This is a genomic window from Burkholderia sp. 9775_39 (assembly GCF_015712225.1).
Lineage (GTDB): Bacteria > Pseudomonadota > Gammaproteobacteria > Burkholderiales > Burkholderiaceae > Burkholderia > Burkholderia cenocepacia.
The window spans coordinates 18,554-33,647 of record NZ_JACCQC010000014.1; the positions used below are offsets into that span (position 1 = coordinate 18,554).

The 15,094-nt window shown below is 69.7% G+C and carries 11 protein-coding genes; 5 read left to right on the top strand and 6 right to left on the bottom strand.

The window, feature by feature from the left end; genetic code table 11:
* Position 1: 1 nt before the first annotated feature.
* Both H0X90_RS19575 and grpE read right to left on the bottom strand, forming a co-directional pair.
* A complete protein-coding gene (locus tag H0X90_RS19575) occupies positions 2-445 on the bottom strand; it encodes a thioredoxin family protein (RefSeq protein ID WP_006497493.1) in 444 nt (147 codons plus the stop codon).
* A gap of 10 nt (positions 446-455) precedes the next feature.
* Entirely contained in the window at positions 456-1,001 is a 546-nt protein-coding gene (grpE, locus tag H0X90_RS19580; RefSeq protein WP_006484988.1) for a nucleotide exchange factor GrpE, read from the bottom strand.
* 352 nt (positions 1,002-1,353) lie between these two features.
* Between grpE and H0X90_RS19585 the strand changes: the two genes are divergently transcribed.
* Positions 1,354-1,515 (top strand): hypothetical protein, encoded by a 162-nt coding sequence (locus H0X90_RS19585; protein WP_006476841.1) that lies wholly within the window; start codon positions 1,354-1,356, stop codon positions 1,513-1,515.
* Here the strand turns inward: H0X90_RS19585 and H0X90_RS19590 are convergent.
* The 3 genes from H0X90_RS19590 to hrcA form a co-directional block, all read right to left on the bottom strand.
* Entirely contained in the window at positions 1,487-1,894 is a 408-nt protein-coding gene (locus H0X90_RS19590; protein WP_006484997.1) for an RNA-binding S4 domain-containing protein, read from the bottom strand. The genes H0X90_RS19585 and H0X90_RS19590 overlap by 29 nt on opposite strands.
* A gap of 2 nt (positions 1,895-1,896) precedes the next feature.
* Positions 1,897-2,961: a ferrochelatase gene (gene hemH, locus H0X90_RS19595; RefSeq protein WP_077189444.1), complete on the bottom strand. Its 1,065-nt coding sequence runs from the start codon at positions 2,959-2,961 to the stop codon at positions 1,897-1,899.
* Positions 2,962-3,116: 155 nt separating this feature from the next.
* Entirely contained in the window at positions 3,117-4,139 is a 1,023-nt protein-coding gene (gene hrcA / locus H0X90_RS19600) for a heat-inducible transcriptional repressor HrcA (RefSeq protein ID WP_006484956.1), read from the bottom strand.
* A gap of 131 nt (positions 4,140-4,270) precedes the next feature.
* On the opposite strand from hrcA, the gene H0X90_RS19605 reads away from it, so the two are divergent.
* Together H0X90_RS19605 and recN are read left to right on the top strand one after the other, a co-directional pair.
* Complete coding sequence (locus tag H0X90_RS19605; RefSeq protein WP_006492558.1) at positions 4,271-5,173, top strand: NAD kinase; 903 nt, start codon at positions 4,271-4,273, stop codon at positions 5,171-5,173.
* A 19-nt stretch (positions 5,174-5,192) separates the two neighbouring features.
* The gene (gene recN, locus H0X90_RS19610) at positions 5,193-6,842 is read left to right on the top strand and encodes a DNA repair protein RecN (protein WP_034200994.1); all 1,650 of its coding nucleotides are present in this window, start codon (positions 5,193-5,195) and stop codon (positions 6,840-6,842) included.
* A 97-nt stretch (positions 6,843-6,939) separates the two neighbouring features.
* Here recN and glnE read toward each other — a convergent pair whose 3' ends face one another.
* A complete protein-coding gene (gene glnE, locus H0X90_RS19615) occupies positions 6,940-9,741 on the bottom strand; it encodes a bifunctional [glutamate--ammonia ligase]-adenylyl-L-tyrosine phosphorylase/[glutamate--ammonia-ligase] adenylyltransferase (RefSeq protein ID WP_062911002.1) in 2,802 nt (933 codons plus the stop codon).
* Positions 9,742-9,972: 231 nt separating this feature from the next.
* Between glnE and H0X90_RS19620 the strand changes: the two genes are divergently transcribed.
* Entirely contained in the window at positions 9,973-14,172 is a 4,200-nt protein-coding gene (locus H0X90_RS19620) for a YhdP family protein (protein WP_077189445.1), read from the top strand.
* Positions 14,173-14,234: 62 nt separating this feature from the next.
* A complete protein-coding gene (locus H0X90_RS19625; RefSeq protein ID WP_034200997.1) occupies positions 14,235-15,062 on the top strand; it encodes a carbon-nitrogen hydrolase family protein in 828 nt (275 codons plus the stop codon).
* The last annotated feature ends 32 nt before the right edge of the window (positions 15,063-15,094 follow it).

The following is a 15,094-nucleotide window of genomic DNA, read 5'->3' on the forward strand; positions in this document are numbered from 1 at the left end:
TTCAATCGCCGCCGGCTAGCGGATCGTGTGGGCCATCGGTGCCGTCGCCGGCCGGCGCACCGGCCGCCGCGGCGATCTTCGCGCGTGCCGCCGCGACGGCTGCCTGGAACTGCGCGAGGCCATGCCAGCCCGTCGCGCGGCCGAGCCGCTTGCCGCGGTGGAAGAAGAACCACGTCGGCACGCCGTGCAGCCCGAAGCGGCGCCCCAGCTCGCGATGTTCGTACACGTTGCAATGGAACCACTTCAGGCCGAGCGCACGGATGGCATCGGGCTGCGCGAGCATCGCCTTCTTCGCGATCTCGCAGTTGAAGCAGTCGACGCCCCAGAAGAACACCACCGCCAGCGCATCGCCCGCGCCATCGATGGCCGCGTCGAACGTGCCGGCGTCGAGCGCCTGCATGTCGAACGCGTCGAACGCGGCCGGATCGACGCCGGCGGGCACCATTTCCGCTGCCTTATTTCGACTGCGCGACGGTGACGAGCGCCGGGCGCAGCACGCGGTCGGCGATCATGTAACCCTTTTGCAGCACGGTGACGACGGTGTTCGGCTCCTGCTCGGCCGGCACCATCGAAATGGCTTGGTGCTGGTGCGGATCGAACTTCTCGCCGACCGGGTTGATCGCGACGACGCGGCCCTTCTCGAGCGCGCTCGTCAACTGGCGCAGCGTCAGCTCGACGCCTTCGCGCACCTTCGCGATGTCGCCGGAGGTATCGCTGACGGCCGCTTCCAGGCTGTCCAGCACGGGCAGCAGGTGTTCCGCGAAGCTCTCGATCGCGAACTTGTGCGCCTTCGACACGTCGTCCTGCGCGCGGCGGCGCACGTTCTCGGTCTCGGCCTTCGCCCGCAGGAAGCTTTCCTGGAGCTCGGCGACCTTGGCTTGAGCCTCCGCGAGCGCCGCGTCGGCGGCTTCGGCGGCGGGTGCGGCGCCTTGCGCCGCCTGCTTCTCGCTGCCGATGTCTTCGGCCGATGGGGTAGCCGGGTTCTCTTGCGTGTTTTCCATGTCGCTGAAAGTCGATTAGAGGTTGAAGCCAAATCGGCAACCGCCGGACGTATACCCGGCGGCACCGCACATTACTGGTGCAAATAAGGGCGAAAACTCCGATTTCAAGAGGGTCATTCGCCGGCATTCGCCAATGCCGCGAAACAACCGCGCATTTTCCGGTGCAGGCGTCGCATAGTCCGCCGGATCGGGCGAAACGGCCTGTAACAACGCTTACCCGGCAAGGACTAGCTCCGCACAGGCCGGCTGCACTACACTCCATTCAAGCGTCGGAAAGCGTGTTTACCCTGAGCTGACCGCCGCCTGACATCCACCTGGCGCCGTTTTCACCCTTGTTCTCGAGGGGAGTACCGTGAAACTGACCTTTGCGATATCGGTGGTCGCGCTGGTACTCATTGCCGGCACCACCACCATCTGCCTGTCGGGAGCCGTCACCGACCGCACGACCGAGTACGGAAGCGCGCGGGCGACGTTCGACCAGATGTTCAGCTCCCACCAGAAAATCTGTCGATGATGCGCCGGTCGCGCTTCGTCGGCCGGCCGTGCAGTTCGGCCGCCGGCTCGCGATACGTGCGGCGCCGCTCCAGTTCGGCGAGCCGCGCGGCCCGCCCCGCTTCCGTTTCCTCGTAGAGCGTCTGCGCGACGCTCGCGGGCCCGCGCACGTCGCATACGCCCAGCACGGCAATGTGCCAGACGATGCCGTCGATCGCAATCTCGACCTCGTCGCCCACCCGCACGTCCTTCGCCGGCTTGACCGCCGCGCCGCCGATCTTCACGTGGCCCTTGTCGACCGCGTCGGTCGCGAGCGAGCGCGTCTTGAAGAACCGGGCCGCCCACAGCCATTTGTCGATGCGCAGCTTCGCGCCCGGCTCGGTGGAAATCTTGTAGTTCATGTTCAGTTGACCGGTTCGGGCTGCGCAGCCTTGACGGGCCAGCCCTGCAGATTCTCCGCGACGATTTCGCCGAGCGCGCCGATCCATGCGGACGCGCCGTTCAGGCACGGAATGCGGTGGAAGGTCTTGCCGCCGCCCGCAAGGAACTCGTCGCGCACTTCCATGCCGATTTCCTCGATCGTCTCCAGGCAATCGGCCGTGAAGCCGGGACAGAACACGTCGGCCCGCCGCACGCCGGCCTCGCCGAATTCGCGCAGCGTCGGCGCGGTGTACGGCTGCAGCCATTCGGCCCTGCCGAAGCGCGACTGGAACGTGACGCGGCACTCGGTGGTCGACAGCCCGAGCGCGGCCATCAGCAACGCGCCCGTCTGCTGGCACTGGTCGTGATACGGATCGCCGAGGTCGAGCGTGCGCTTCGGCACGCCGTGGAAGCTCAGCACCAGCTTGTCACCGGCCGCGAAATCGGGTCGGCCGTGCTGCGCCCAGTACTGGCGCACCTGCTCGGCCAGCGCGTGGATATAGGCCGGATGGTCGGCATAGTGCCGCACCGTGCGCACTTCCGGCTGATTGCGCATGCGCGCGAGCGCGTCGAACGCGGCATCGAATGCGGTGGCCGTGGTCGACGCCGAGTATTGCGGATACATCGGCATCAACAGCACGCGCTCGACGCCCGCGCGCTTGAACTGGGCAAGCGCGTGCGAAATGTTCGGGCTGCCGTAGCGCATCGCGTAGTCGACCGTCACGTGATAGCCGTTCGACGTGAGCAGATGCCGCACGCTGTCGGTCTGGCGTTCGGTGTACACGCGCAGCGGCGAACCCTCGGGCATCCAGACGGCCGCGTACTTCTTCGCGGACGCGCGGCCGCGCAGCGGCAGGATCAGCGTGCGCAGCAGCACCTGCCAGACGGCCTGCGGGATTTCGACGACCCGCGGATCCGACAGGAATTCGGCCAGATAGCGCCGCACCGCGCGCGGCGTGGGCGCGTCGGGCGTGCCGAGATTGATCAGCAACACACCGATGCGGTGGGCGGCCGCGACGCTCGAAGGCGGCTCAAGATCGAAACGCATGGGCAAGAACGTGCTCGGGGCACGGGACCGGACGGCCCTCAATTATAGCGGGCCGCCCCGTGCCGTTCGGCCGACTGTCGCCGCGAGCGGCGCCGCGGCATGATAGCGGGGCGGGATCGGGACGGTGATTGCCTGCAATCGCCGGCAATCGCGGGTTATTGCTGGCTCAGCGTGAGCGACAGCAGGCGCGCGGTGATGTCGACGATCGGTATCACGCGGTTGTACGCCATGCGGGTCGGGCCGATCACGCCGAGCGTGCCGACGATCTTGCCGTTCACCTCGTATGGTGCGGTCACGACGCTCATTTCCTCGATCGGCACGAGCGTCGATTCGCCGCCGATGAAGATCTGCACGCCCTGGGCGTGGCTCGATACGTCGAGCAGTTGCAGGAGGCCCGTCTTTTGGTCGAATACGTCGAACAGCTTGCGCAGCCGCGCCATGTCGGACGAAAGGTCCGCCACTTCGAGCAGGTTGCGCTCGCCGGAAATCAGCACGGTGTCCTCGGTGTCGGGCACCTCGGTGCTGGCCGTCACGGCCGCGTGCATCAGCGTCGTCATGTCGCCGCGCAACTGGTCGATCTCGTCGCGCAGGCGGCGGCGCACCTCGTCGAACGACAGGCCGGCGAAATGCGCATTGATGTAGTTGGACGCCTCGGTCAGCTGCGACGGCGAATAGTCGCGCGGCGTCGCGAGCATGCGGTTCTGCACGTCGCCCTCGGGCGTGACGATGATCAGCAGGATGCGCTTGTCGGACAGGCGCATGAACTCGATCTGCTTGAACACGTGGCTGCGGCGCGGCGTCAGCACGACGCCCGCGAACTGCGACAGGTTCGACAGCACGCTCGCGGCGGCCGCGACCACCCGCTGCTGCGGCTCGCCGGCCTGCAGCGTGTTCTGCACCTGGCGCGCGACGGCCTCGGCGTCGATCGGCGCCTCGACCGTCAGCATCGTATCGACGAACAGCCGGTAGCCGCGCGGCGTCGGAATGCGTCCGGCCGACGTGTGCGGGCTCGACACGAGGCCGAGCTCCTCCAGGTCGGACATCACGTTGCGGATCGTCGCCGGGCTCAGCTCGAGCCCGGAGTAACGGGACAACGTGCGCGATCCGACTGGCTGACCGTCGGCGATATACCGTTCGATCAGGGTTTTCAGGAGGGTTCGTGCGCGAGGATCTAGCATGGTGGAAAATTTTAGCGCAACCGCGCGACCGCGGCGAGTACCGTCCGCCACCGTTGCGCGGGGCGGCCCGATCCGGCCCCGTCGGCGCACAGCCGGTTCTTTTCGTCAACGAGCTATGGTGTAATGCCGGCATGAAAACCGGTAATCAGTTCAATACTGTCGCGCTCGTCGGCCGGAGCAACACGCCCGGCATCGCCGAGCCGCTCGCCACGCTGGCGGACAGCATCGCCACGCTCGGCTTCGAGGTCGTCTTCGAAGGCGATACCGCGCGGGAAATCGGCATCGCCGGCTACCCGGCGCTCACCCCGGCCGAAATCGGGGCGCGAGCGGACGTGGCGATCGTGCTCGGCGGCGACGGCACGATGCTCGGCATCGGCCGCCAGCTCGCGCCGTACCGGACACCGCTGATCGGGATCAACCACGGGCGGCTCGGCTTCATCACCGACATCGCGGCATCCGACATGCAGGCGCTCGTCCCCGTGATGCTGGCCGGCAAGTTCGAGCGCGAGGAGCGCTCGCTGCTCGAGGCGCGGATCGTGCGCGACGGCGAACCGATCTACCACGCGCTCGCCTTCAACGACGTCGTCGTGAACCGCAGCGGCTTCTCCGGGATGGTCGAGCTGCGCGCGTCGGTCGACGGCCGCTACATGTACAACCAGCGCTCGGACGGGCTGATCGTCGCGACGCCCACTGGCTCGACCGCGTATGCGCTGTCGTCGGCTGGCCCGATCCTCCATCCGCAGCTGGCGGGCATCGTGCTCGTGCCGATCGCGCCGCACGCGCTGTCGAACCGGCCGATCGTGCTGCCCGACGATTCGAAGATCGCGATCCAGATCGTCGGCGGCCGCGACGTCAACGTGAACTTCGACATGCAGTCGTTCACGTCGCTCGAACTGAACGATACGATCGAGGTGCGCCGCTCGAAGCACACGGTGCCGTTCCTGCACCCGATCGGCTACAGCTACTACACGACGCTGCGCAAGAAGCTGCACTGGAACGAACACGCATCGAACGAAGACGACAAGGCGTCCTGACGACGCTGCTCCCGACACCATGCTCCGCCACCTCTCGATCCGCGACTTCGTCATCGTCGCCGCGCTCGATCTCGAATTCGACAGCGGCTTTTCCGTCTTTTCCGGCGAAACCGGCGCCGGCAAATCGATCCTGATCGACGCCCTCGCCCTCGCGCTCGGCGAACGCGCCGACGCGAGCGTCGTGCGCACCGGCTGCGGCCGCGCCGACATCACGGCCGAATTCACGCCGCACGACCGCGTCGCGCGCTGGCTCGACGAACACGCGTTCGACGCCGAGGACACCGTGATGCTGCGCCGCGTGATCGACGTGAACGGCCGGTCGCGCGCGTTCATCAACGGCACCAGCGCGACGCTCGCGCAACTGCGCGAGCTCGGCGAGATGCTCGTCGACATCCACGGCCAGCACGCACACCAGCTGCTGATGCGGCCCGACGCGCAGCGCGAGCTGTTCGACACGCACGCGGGGCTCGTCGCCGATGCCGCGAACGTCGCGCGCGCATGGCGCGTGTGGCGCGACGCGACGCAGGCGATCGATGCCGCGAAGGCGCACGAGCGCGAATTGCAGCTCGAACGCGAAAAGCTCGCGTGGCAGCTCGCCGAGCTCGACAAGCTCGCGCCGCAAGCCGGCGAATGGGATGAAGTCAGCAACGAACACAAGCGCCTGTCGCATTCGGCGAACCTGATCGAAGGCGTGCGCGGCGCGCTCAACGCGCTGTCCGAGTCAGACGACGCGATGCTCGCGCAGCTCGGCGCGATCGTGTCGAAGCTGCGCAGCCTGGCCGACTACGACACCGCGCTCGGCGATGCGCTGGCGTCGCTGGAGCCGGCCGAGATCCAGTTGCAGGAAGCCGTCTATTCGCTGTCGCACTACGCGCAGCGCGTCGATCTCGACCCGGAGCGGCTCGCGCAGGTCGAAGCGCGGCTCGACGCGCTGCACTCGACCGCCCGCAAGTTCCGGCTGCCGCCCGATACGCTGCACGAAGAGCATGCGGCGCGCCGCGCGCAGCTCGCCGCGCTCGACGCGGCCGCCGATCTCGGCGCGCTCGAGGCCGCGCAGGCGAAGGCGCGGGAAGCCTATCTCGCCGACGCCAAACGCCTGTCGAAAGCGCGCGCGCAGGCCGCGAAGGCGCTCGGCACGGCCGTCACGGCCGGCATGCAGGAATTGTCGATGGCGGGCGGAAGCTTCGAGGTCGCGCTCGTGCCGCTCGCCGACGGCGGCCCGCACGGGCTCGAACAGGTCGAATTCCGCGTGGCCGGGCACCCGGGCGTGCCGCTGCGGCCGCTCGCGAAGGTCGCGTCGGGCGGCGAGCTCGCGCGGATCAGCCTCGCGCTCGCGGTGATCGCCAGCGCGGCGAGCCCGACGCCGACGCTGATCTTCGACGAAGTCGACACGGGGATCGGCGGCGGCGTCGCCGAAGTGGTCGGCCGCCTGCTGCACCAGCTCGGGCGCGACCGCCAGGTGTTGTGCGTGACGCACCTGCCGCAGGTCGCCGCGCGCGGCGACCATCATTTCCAGGTGGCGAAGGGCGCCGACGAGCGCGGCGGCACGGTATCGACCGTTGTTGCGCTCGACCGCGCGAACCGGATCGAGGAAGTCGCGCGGATGCTCGGCGGGCTCGAAATCACGGCCACCACACGCAAGCACGCGAAGGAAATGCTGGCGGCCTGACGCGCGGCGGGAGCGGCCCGTCCCGCGCAAGCCGAACGGGCTCGCCCCTTCGATTCAGGGCGGTACGCGGATCGATGCCGCGCCCGCCCTGCTTTCTTCAAACGGCCGTTTCAACCGCACCGAATACGCGTGTCCACAACGCCGTCACGGCCGCCCGCTCGTCGGCCACCACCGCCGGGTCGACGCGCGCCTTCTCCATCCCGTCGAGCCGCAGCTTGTGCTGCAGCTTCCGGTACTTGCGGTACGCCGCGCCGACGCGCTCGGCCTCGTCCTCGCCCATCAGCCCGAAGCGCGCGACCTCGCGCAGCAGCGCGATGTTGCCGGTGTTGCGGATCAGCTCGGCGTCGCTCGACGCATGCAGCAGCACCCAGTACTGGACGATGAACTCGATGTCGACCATCCCGCCGCGATCGTGCTTCAGGTCGAACAGCTCGGTCTGGTTCGGGTGGCCGGCAAATACCTTGCCGCGCATGTCGACGATCTCCTTCGCGAGCACGCCGCCGTCGCGCGGCGTCGTCAGCACCTGCTGGCGGATCGCCTCGAAATCCGCGCCGATCTGCGCGTCGCCCGCGCTGTAGCGGGCGCGCGTCAGCGCCTGGTGCTCCCACACCCACGCGGTATTCGCCGCATCGCCCTCGCGCAGCTGATAGCGGCGAAACGCGTCGAGATCGGTGACGAGCAGCCCGGCCTCGCCGTTCGGCCGCAGCCGCAGGTCGATGTCGAACAGTGCGCCCGCGCCGGTCGCCGTCGTGAGCCAGGTGATCAGGCGCCGCGTAAAGGTGGTGTAGACGTCCGCCGCGCGTTCGTCCGGATCGTCGTACAGGAAGATCAGGTCGAGATCCGACGCGTAGCCGAGCTCCTTGCCGCCCAGCTTGCCGTACGCGATCACCGCGAACTTCGGCACGTCGCGATGGCGCTTCGCGAGCTGCGACCAGACGACTTCGATCGTCACGTCGAGCACCGCGTCGGCCAGCTCGGACAGCCGGTCGCTCACATGCTCGACCGACAGTTGGCCGGCCAGATCGATCAGGAGAATCCGGAACACCTCGGCGTGCTGCGCGTGGCGCAGCAGGTCCATCTGCTGCTCGGGGCCGTCGGCCGCCGCGAGCCGCGCGCGCAGCGCATCCTTGAACGCGGGCCAGTCGAACGGGCTCGCGATCGCCTCGTCGTCGAGCAATTCGTCGAGCAGTTGCGGGTGGCGGATCAGGTAGCCGCCGCCCCAGCGCGTCGCGCCGAGCACCGACAGCACGCGGTCGAGCGCGGCCGGGTATTCGGTCAGCAGCGCGAGATAGACGCCGCGCCGGCTCACCGTCTCCAGCAGGTCGAACAGGCGCACGATCGTGTCGTCGCGGCGCGCGGCGTCGATCTTCGGCGCGGCGTCGAGCGCCCGCTGCGCGACGCTGTCGAAGCGCTGCCGGCTCTTTTCCGGCAGCCCGGTGTAGCGCGACGATTGCCAGATCGCGCGCAGCCGCGCGAGCACGGCGGCCGGATCGGTGAAACCCAGGCCGTCGAGGCGCGCGACCAGCGCGTCGTCCTCGCCGTCGTCGGCCAGCGCGCCGCTCCAGATCCACGCGGCGGCCGTGTCGTCGCCGGCCGCGCACGGCGCGCCGTTCGCCTTGTCGGCAAAAATCTGGTCGAACTGCGTTTCGACGAACGTGCGGTGGCCGTCCAGCACCGTCATCAGCGCCGCATAGTCGGCAAACCCGAGCGACGCGGCAAGCGCCGCACGTTCGTCGGGCTCGACCGGCATCGCATGCGTCTGCGCGTCGTTGCGGTATTGCAACCGGTGCTCGAGCGTGCGCAGGAAATTGTAGGCGTCGGTCAGCCGCGCGCATACGTCGTCACCGATCAACCCGCGCGCCTGCGCATGTCGCAGCACCGCGAGCGTCGGCCGCACGCGGAATTCCGCATCCTGGCCGCCACGGATCAACTGGAACACCTGCGCGCTGAACTCGATCTCGCGGATCCCGCCGCGCCCGAGCTTGATGTCGTCGGCCTTGTCGGGCCGCATCGATGCGCGGCGCGCGGCTTCTTGCCGGATCTGCTGGTGCAGCGAACGGATCGCGCCGATCACGCCGAAATCGAGATAGCGGCGGTACACGAACGGCTTGACGATCGATTCGAGCTGCGCCGCGAGCCGCTGCGCGGCGTCGCTGTCGCCTTCCGACACGAGCCGCCCCTTGATCCACGCATAGCGCTCCCATTCGCGCCCCTGCACGTAGAAATATTCCTCGAGCATCCCGATGCTGCAGACGAGCGGCCCCGAATCGCCGTTCGGCCGCAACCGCATGTCGACGCGAAACACGTAACCGTCGGCCGTGACCTCGGACAGCACGCCGATCAGGCGCCGGCCGAGCCGCGTGAAGTATTCCTGCGTGGACAGCGGCGAACGCGCGCCGCCGGTGGTCTCGCCGTCGTCCTCGTAGACGAAGATCAGGTCGATGTCCGACGACACGTTGAGCTCCCGGCCGCCGAGCTTGCCCATCCCGACCACGCCGAGCACGACGCGCTGGCCGTCGGCGCCGCGCGGCTCGCCGTACAGCGCCTCGAGTTCGGCCGACAGCAGCGCGAGCGAGCGCTGCACGGCCACTTCGGCGAGGTCGGTCATCGCGCCCGTCACCTCGGCGACGTCGGCCAGCCCGCGCAGGTCGCGCTCCGCGACCGCGCCGAACGCCTCGGCGCGCAACTGCCGCAGCGCGCGCTTCAGTTGCTCCTCGCCCGGCGCCGCCGTGCCGGCGGGTGTCGCGAGCAGCTCGGTGAGGCGCGCGTCGAGCTGCGCGCGGCCGAGCGGCGCGGCCGCCCACGCGGCGATCTGCTCGGCCAGCGCGGGCCGCGCGGCAGCGGCGCGGGCAAGGTATCGGGAATAGGACGTGCTGATCAGGGCGGAAGCGTCGGTCATCGAGAAGCGGGCCTGGCGAAAAGGCCGGCAGGCTGCGGCCGGCGCGTGCGCGCCCCGCTGCCGACCGGCCCCATGGACTCGGCGCGGCACCCGCCGGACGCGCGTGCGCCCGTCGCGACACCGCGCGCCGGAAAGCCCGTGCCGGGCTGCCCCAACGGCCGCCGGCACGAACCCGTGTGATACATTTCAACGTCAGTCTGCAAAACTACCATATCGCCGCCCGTCCGCCGCATGTCCGACCGTCAGGAATCCGCCGTAGCTGCGCCCGAAGCGGGACCTCCGAAGCACGATCATCCGGTCCTGCGTCGCGTGTTCAGGGTGACGCTGGCAGTCGGGATCGGCACCTACTTCGTCGCGTCCGGCGCCTTCCTCGGGCTGCGCTACGTGCTGCTGCCCCGCATCGACGAATTCCGCCCGCGCATCGAGCGCGCGGTGTCCGACAAGCTCCACGCGCAGCTTTCGATCGGCAAGCTTTCCCCGAACTGGTCCGGCATGCAGCCGGGCGTCGAACTCACGAACCTGACGATCCGCGGCCGTGACGGCAAGGTCGCGCTGTCGGTGCCGCATGCGACCGCCGCGCTGTCGTGGATGTCGCTGCTGCGGCTGTCGCCCGCGCTGTCGAGCCTGATCGTCGACCAGCCCGACCTGGTCGTCGCGCGGGCGGCCGACGGCTCGCTGAGCGTCGCGGGCGTCGGCGTGGCCACCACCCACGGCGGCAACGACACGTTCGGCACCTGGCTGCTGAAGCAGGAGGCGATCGTGCTGCGCGGCGGCACGCTGCGCTGGCGCGACGCGCAGCACGACGCACCGGAGCTCGTGCTGTCGGGCATCCGGCTCGCGGTGCTCAACGACGGCCGCGTGCACAAGGCGGCGCTGCAGGCGCCGGCCAACGGCACGCTGCTGCTCGGCCCGCTCGATTTCCGCGCACGCTTCAAACACAAGCCGCTCGCGCCGATCGGCAAGCCGGCGAACTGGACCGGCGACGCGTACCTGTCGACCGGCCCCGTCGACCTGCAGACGCTCACGCGCTATCTCGACGTGCCGCTCACGATCCACGCGGGGCGGATCGACAACGCGATCTGGGCGACCTTCGGCGACGGCCACTTGCGCTCGGCGGGCGGCGACCTGCAAGGCGCCGACGTCGCGCTGCGCGTGCGCCCGACGCAACCGCGGCTCGACGTGCCGACGGTCGGCTTCGGCTGGGACATGGTGCTCGACGCGGGCCACGACTACACGCTGCACCTGACGCGCTTCAATGCGGAACTCGGCCAGCCGCCGCTGCCGGACGGCACGCCGCTCGCGCGCTCGCTCGCGCTGTCGACGCTGACGGCGCGCTACCGCGTGCCGACCGCGAACCAGGGGCAACTGCTCAGCGTGGTCGGCGACCGCGTCGATCTCGGCATCCTCAGCGAATTCATCCGCGGCCTGCCGCTGCCGGCGCGCCTGCGCAACGAGCTGATCAAGATCGACCCGCGCGGGATGGTGTCGAACTATCACATCGAGGTCGAGCGCGCGAAACCCGCGCACCCCGATCTCGCCGACGAGGAGCGGCGCATGGGCGCCGCACCGATCGTCCGCTACCGCTTCCTCGGCGATCTGCAAGGCATCAGCTTCGCCGCGCAGGAGCCGCCGCCCGGGCTCTCGCCGCGCGGCCACCCGCGCGCCGGCTGGCCGGGCGTCGAGAACCTGTGGGGCCGCGTCGATGCGAACGAGACCGGCGGCGCCGCGCATATCGACACGGTCAACGCGGCCGTCACCGTGCCCGGCGAATTCGACGAGCCGCGCCTGACGTTCGACCGGCTGCGCGGCAATGCCAAATGGACGATCACGCCCGCGCCCGGCGACAAGCACGCGCGCGTCGACGTGTCGCTGCCCGACCTGCTCGTGTCGAACCCGGATGCCGAAATCGCGGTGTCGGGCTCGTACACGAACCCCGGCCACGGCCGCGGCTCGCTCGACCTGCGCGCCGATTTCGCGCGCGCGTCGGTCGCGCGCATTCCGCGCTACCTGCCGACCGGGATGTCCGAGCACCTGCGCGACTATCTCGGCCACGCGCTGCAGGACGGCAAGGTGACCAAGGGCGCATCGATCGTCGCGCGCGGCCCGCTCGAGAAATTCCCGTTCGAACACGAGCCGGACGCCGGCGTGTTCCACATCGTCGCGCCGTTCACCGGCGGCCGCTTCGAGCCGACGCCGTACCCGCCGCGCAAGCTTGCGAACGGCACGCCGAGCGTCTGGCCGGCGCTCGACGGAATCGACGGCGTGTTCGAGCTCGCGCAGAACAAGCTGCGTTTCGACATCGACCGTGCACACTACAAGCGCGTCGCGCTGACGAAGGTCGCGGGCCGCATCGACGACCTCGGCAATCCGTCGCACTCGCCGCTGATCATCGACGGCCATGCGCAGGGCCCGCTCGCCGACCTGATCGACTACGCGGACAACAGCTCGCTCGGCACGATGAGCAACCACATCGGCCAGCGGATCGACGCGCAGGGCCCCGCGTCGCTCGCGCTCAAGATCACGATTCCGCAGCACGTCGCCCATCCGCACACGCACATCGAAGGCGCGCTCGGGTTCGGCGGCAACACGCTGTCGACGAGCGGCGTGCCGCCGCTGTCGGCGCTGCGCGGCAGCGTCCGCTTCACCGAGGCGGGCGCGTCGCTGCACGCGCTGTCGGGGCGCTTCCTCGGCGGCCCGGTGCGCGCGAACGGCACCTTCCAGTCACACGGCCCGTACGCGGTGGACGTCGACGGCCGGCTCGCGCTCGACGCCGCGCGCGGCCTGAACCTGCACGGCGCGGCCGCCGCGCTGCTCGAACACGTGGTCGGCGACGCGCCGTACAAGGTCGCGGTGCGCGGCGCGCCGGGCCGCCTGCCCGACGTCAGCGCGCAATCCGACCTGACCGGCGTCGCGCTGAACTTCCCGGCGCCGTTCGCGAAACCGGCCGGCACGCCGATGCCGTTCCGCTTCACGCTGCAGCCGGCGCCGCAGGCGGACGGCAAACGCCTCGAACATGCCGACCTGACGCTCGGCCCCGTGTCCGCGACCTACCTGCTCGACGCGACGCGCGGCCAGCCGCTGCGCGCGGTGCGCGGCGCGATGGGCATCCACCGGATGCCCGACATGCCGCAGGACGGCGTGAGCGCGGCCGTCGACGTCACCGAGCTGGACGCCGACGCGTGGCTCGCCCTCGCCCACACGCTGCAGCCCGACACGCCGCGGGCGCCGGAACCGCAAGCCGCGCCGCGCGTCGATTTCGCGAGCTTCGCGCCGAAGCGCTTCGCGTTCCACTTCGGCACGCTGAAGCTGCTCAAGCGCAACTGGGAGAACGTGATCGTCGGCGCGTCGCACGTCGACGACCTGTGGCAGGCCAACATCGCGTCGAACCAGGTGTCGGGCTACCTGTCGTGGGCGCCGGGCGGCGGTCACAACGGCGCGGGCGTGCTGAACGCGCGGCTCGCGAAGCTGGTCGTGCCGCAGAGCTCGCAGCACGACCTCGTCGGCCGCGCGATGAACCTGCCGACGCCGACCGACCGGCCGATGCCGTCGATCGACCTGATCGTCGACCAGGTCGTTGCGCGCGATCACGACATCGGCCGGCTCGTCGTCAACGCGCGCAACATTGACGAAGACGGCACGCCGGTGTGGCAGCTCGACAAGCTGGAACTGTCGAACCCGGCCGCGAAGCTCACGGCGACCGGCAACTGGCGCACCTCGCGCCGCGCACTGGCCCGCGGCGTCGACGAAAACGACGCGCCGCGCCGGACCGTGTTCGACTTCAAGCTCGACATCGACAACGCGGGCGCGCTGCTCGACCGCGTCGGCCTGCCGCGCACGCTCGCGGACGGTCACGGCTCGGTCACGGGCAAGGTCGGCTGGCGCGGCGGCCCGACCGCGCTCGACTTCCCGTCGCTCGGCGGGCAGGTCGCGCTCGACCTCGAACACGGGCAGATCCTGAAGGTCGATCCGGGCGCGGCGAAACTCCTCGGCGTGCTGAGCCTGCAGAGCCTCGCGCGCTTCCTGACGCTGAACTTCCGCGACGTGGTTGGCAAGGGGCTGCCGTTCGACAAGATCACCGGCACCGGCCGAATCTCGAACGGGATCGCGCGCACCGACGATTTCTCGATGATGACGGGGCCCGCGAACGTCACCGTGCGCGGCGCGGTCGATCTCGGCACCGAGACACAGGACCTGCATGCGCACGTCGCGCCGAAAATCAGCGCGGGCGCGGCCGCGATCGGCGCGGCCATCATCAACCCGCTGCTCGGCGTCGGCGTACTGGCCGCGAACTACGCGCTGTCCGAGACGCTGTCGCGCGCGTTCGCGCTCGACTACGCGATCACCGGCTCGTGGGCGCACCCGCACATCGAGCGGGTGCGGAGCGATCAGGGTAAGATGAATCACGGTCCGGCCGATGCGGCGAGCCATTGAGCGCGCATCGCACCACGCAGGGCGCCGGGCCGCACCCCATTTATGACGCAACCGATTCCGCGATGACCGACCACGCCCGTTCCGCCACGCCCTTCCAGGTCGCCGCGCTGCAGATGGTGAGCACGCCGGACGTCACACGCAATCTCGCCGAAGCGCGCCGCCTGATCGCGGAAGCCGCCGGCGAAGGCGCGCAGCTCGTGCTGCTGCCCGAGTATTTCTGCTTCATGGGCCACCGTGACACCGACAAGCTCGCGCTCGCCGAACCGTACCGGGACGGCCCGATCCAGCAGTTCCTCGCCGACGCCGCGCGCCGCCACGGCATCTGGGTGATCGGCGGCACGCTGCCGCTGAAGGCGCCCGAACCCGATCGCGTGCTGAACACGACGCTCGTGTTCGATCCGTCCGGCAACGAAGCCGCGCGCTACGACAAGATCCACCTGTTCAACTTCGAGAAAGGCGACGAATCGTTCGACGAGGCGCGCACGATCCGCGCGGGCGACACGGTCGTCGCGTTCGACGCGCCGTTCGGGCAGGTCGGCCTGTCGGTCTGTTACGATCTCCGCTTTCCGGAGCTGTATCGCCGCATGGGCGACTGCGCGCTGATGGTCGTGCCGTCGGCGTTTACGTATACGACGGGCCGCGCACACTGGGAAACGCTGCTGCGCGCGCGGGCCGTCGAGAACCAGTGCTACGTGCTCGCGGCCGCGCAGGGCGGCAAGCACGAGAACGGCCGGCGCACGTGGGGCCACAGCATGCTGATCGACCCGTGGGGCGAGATCGTCGCGGTGCGCGACGAGGGCGCCAGCGTCGTGCTCGGCGCGATCGATCCGCAACGCATCGCCGACGTACGCCAGAGCCTGCCTGCGTGGCGGCACCGCGTGCTGACCTGAATCCGCCGCACCGCTTGAAACGCCGCGCGGCC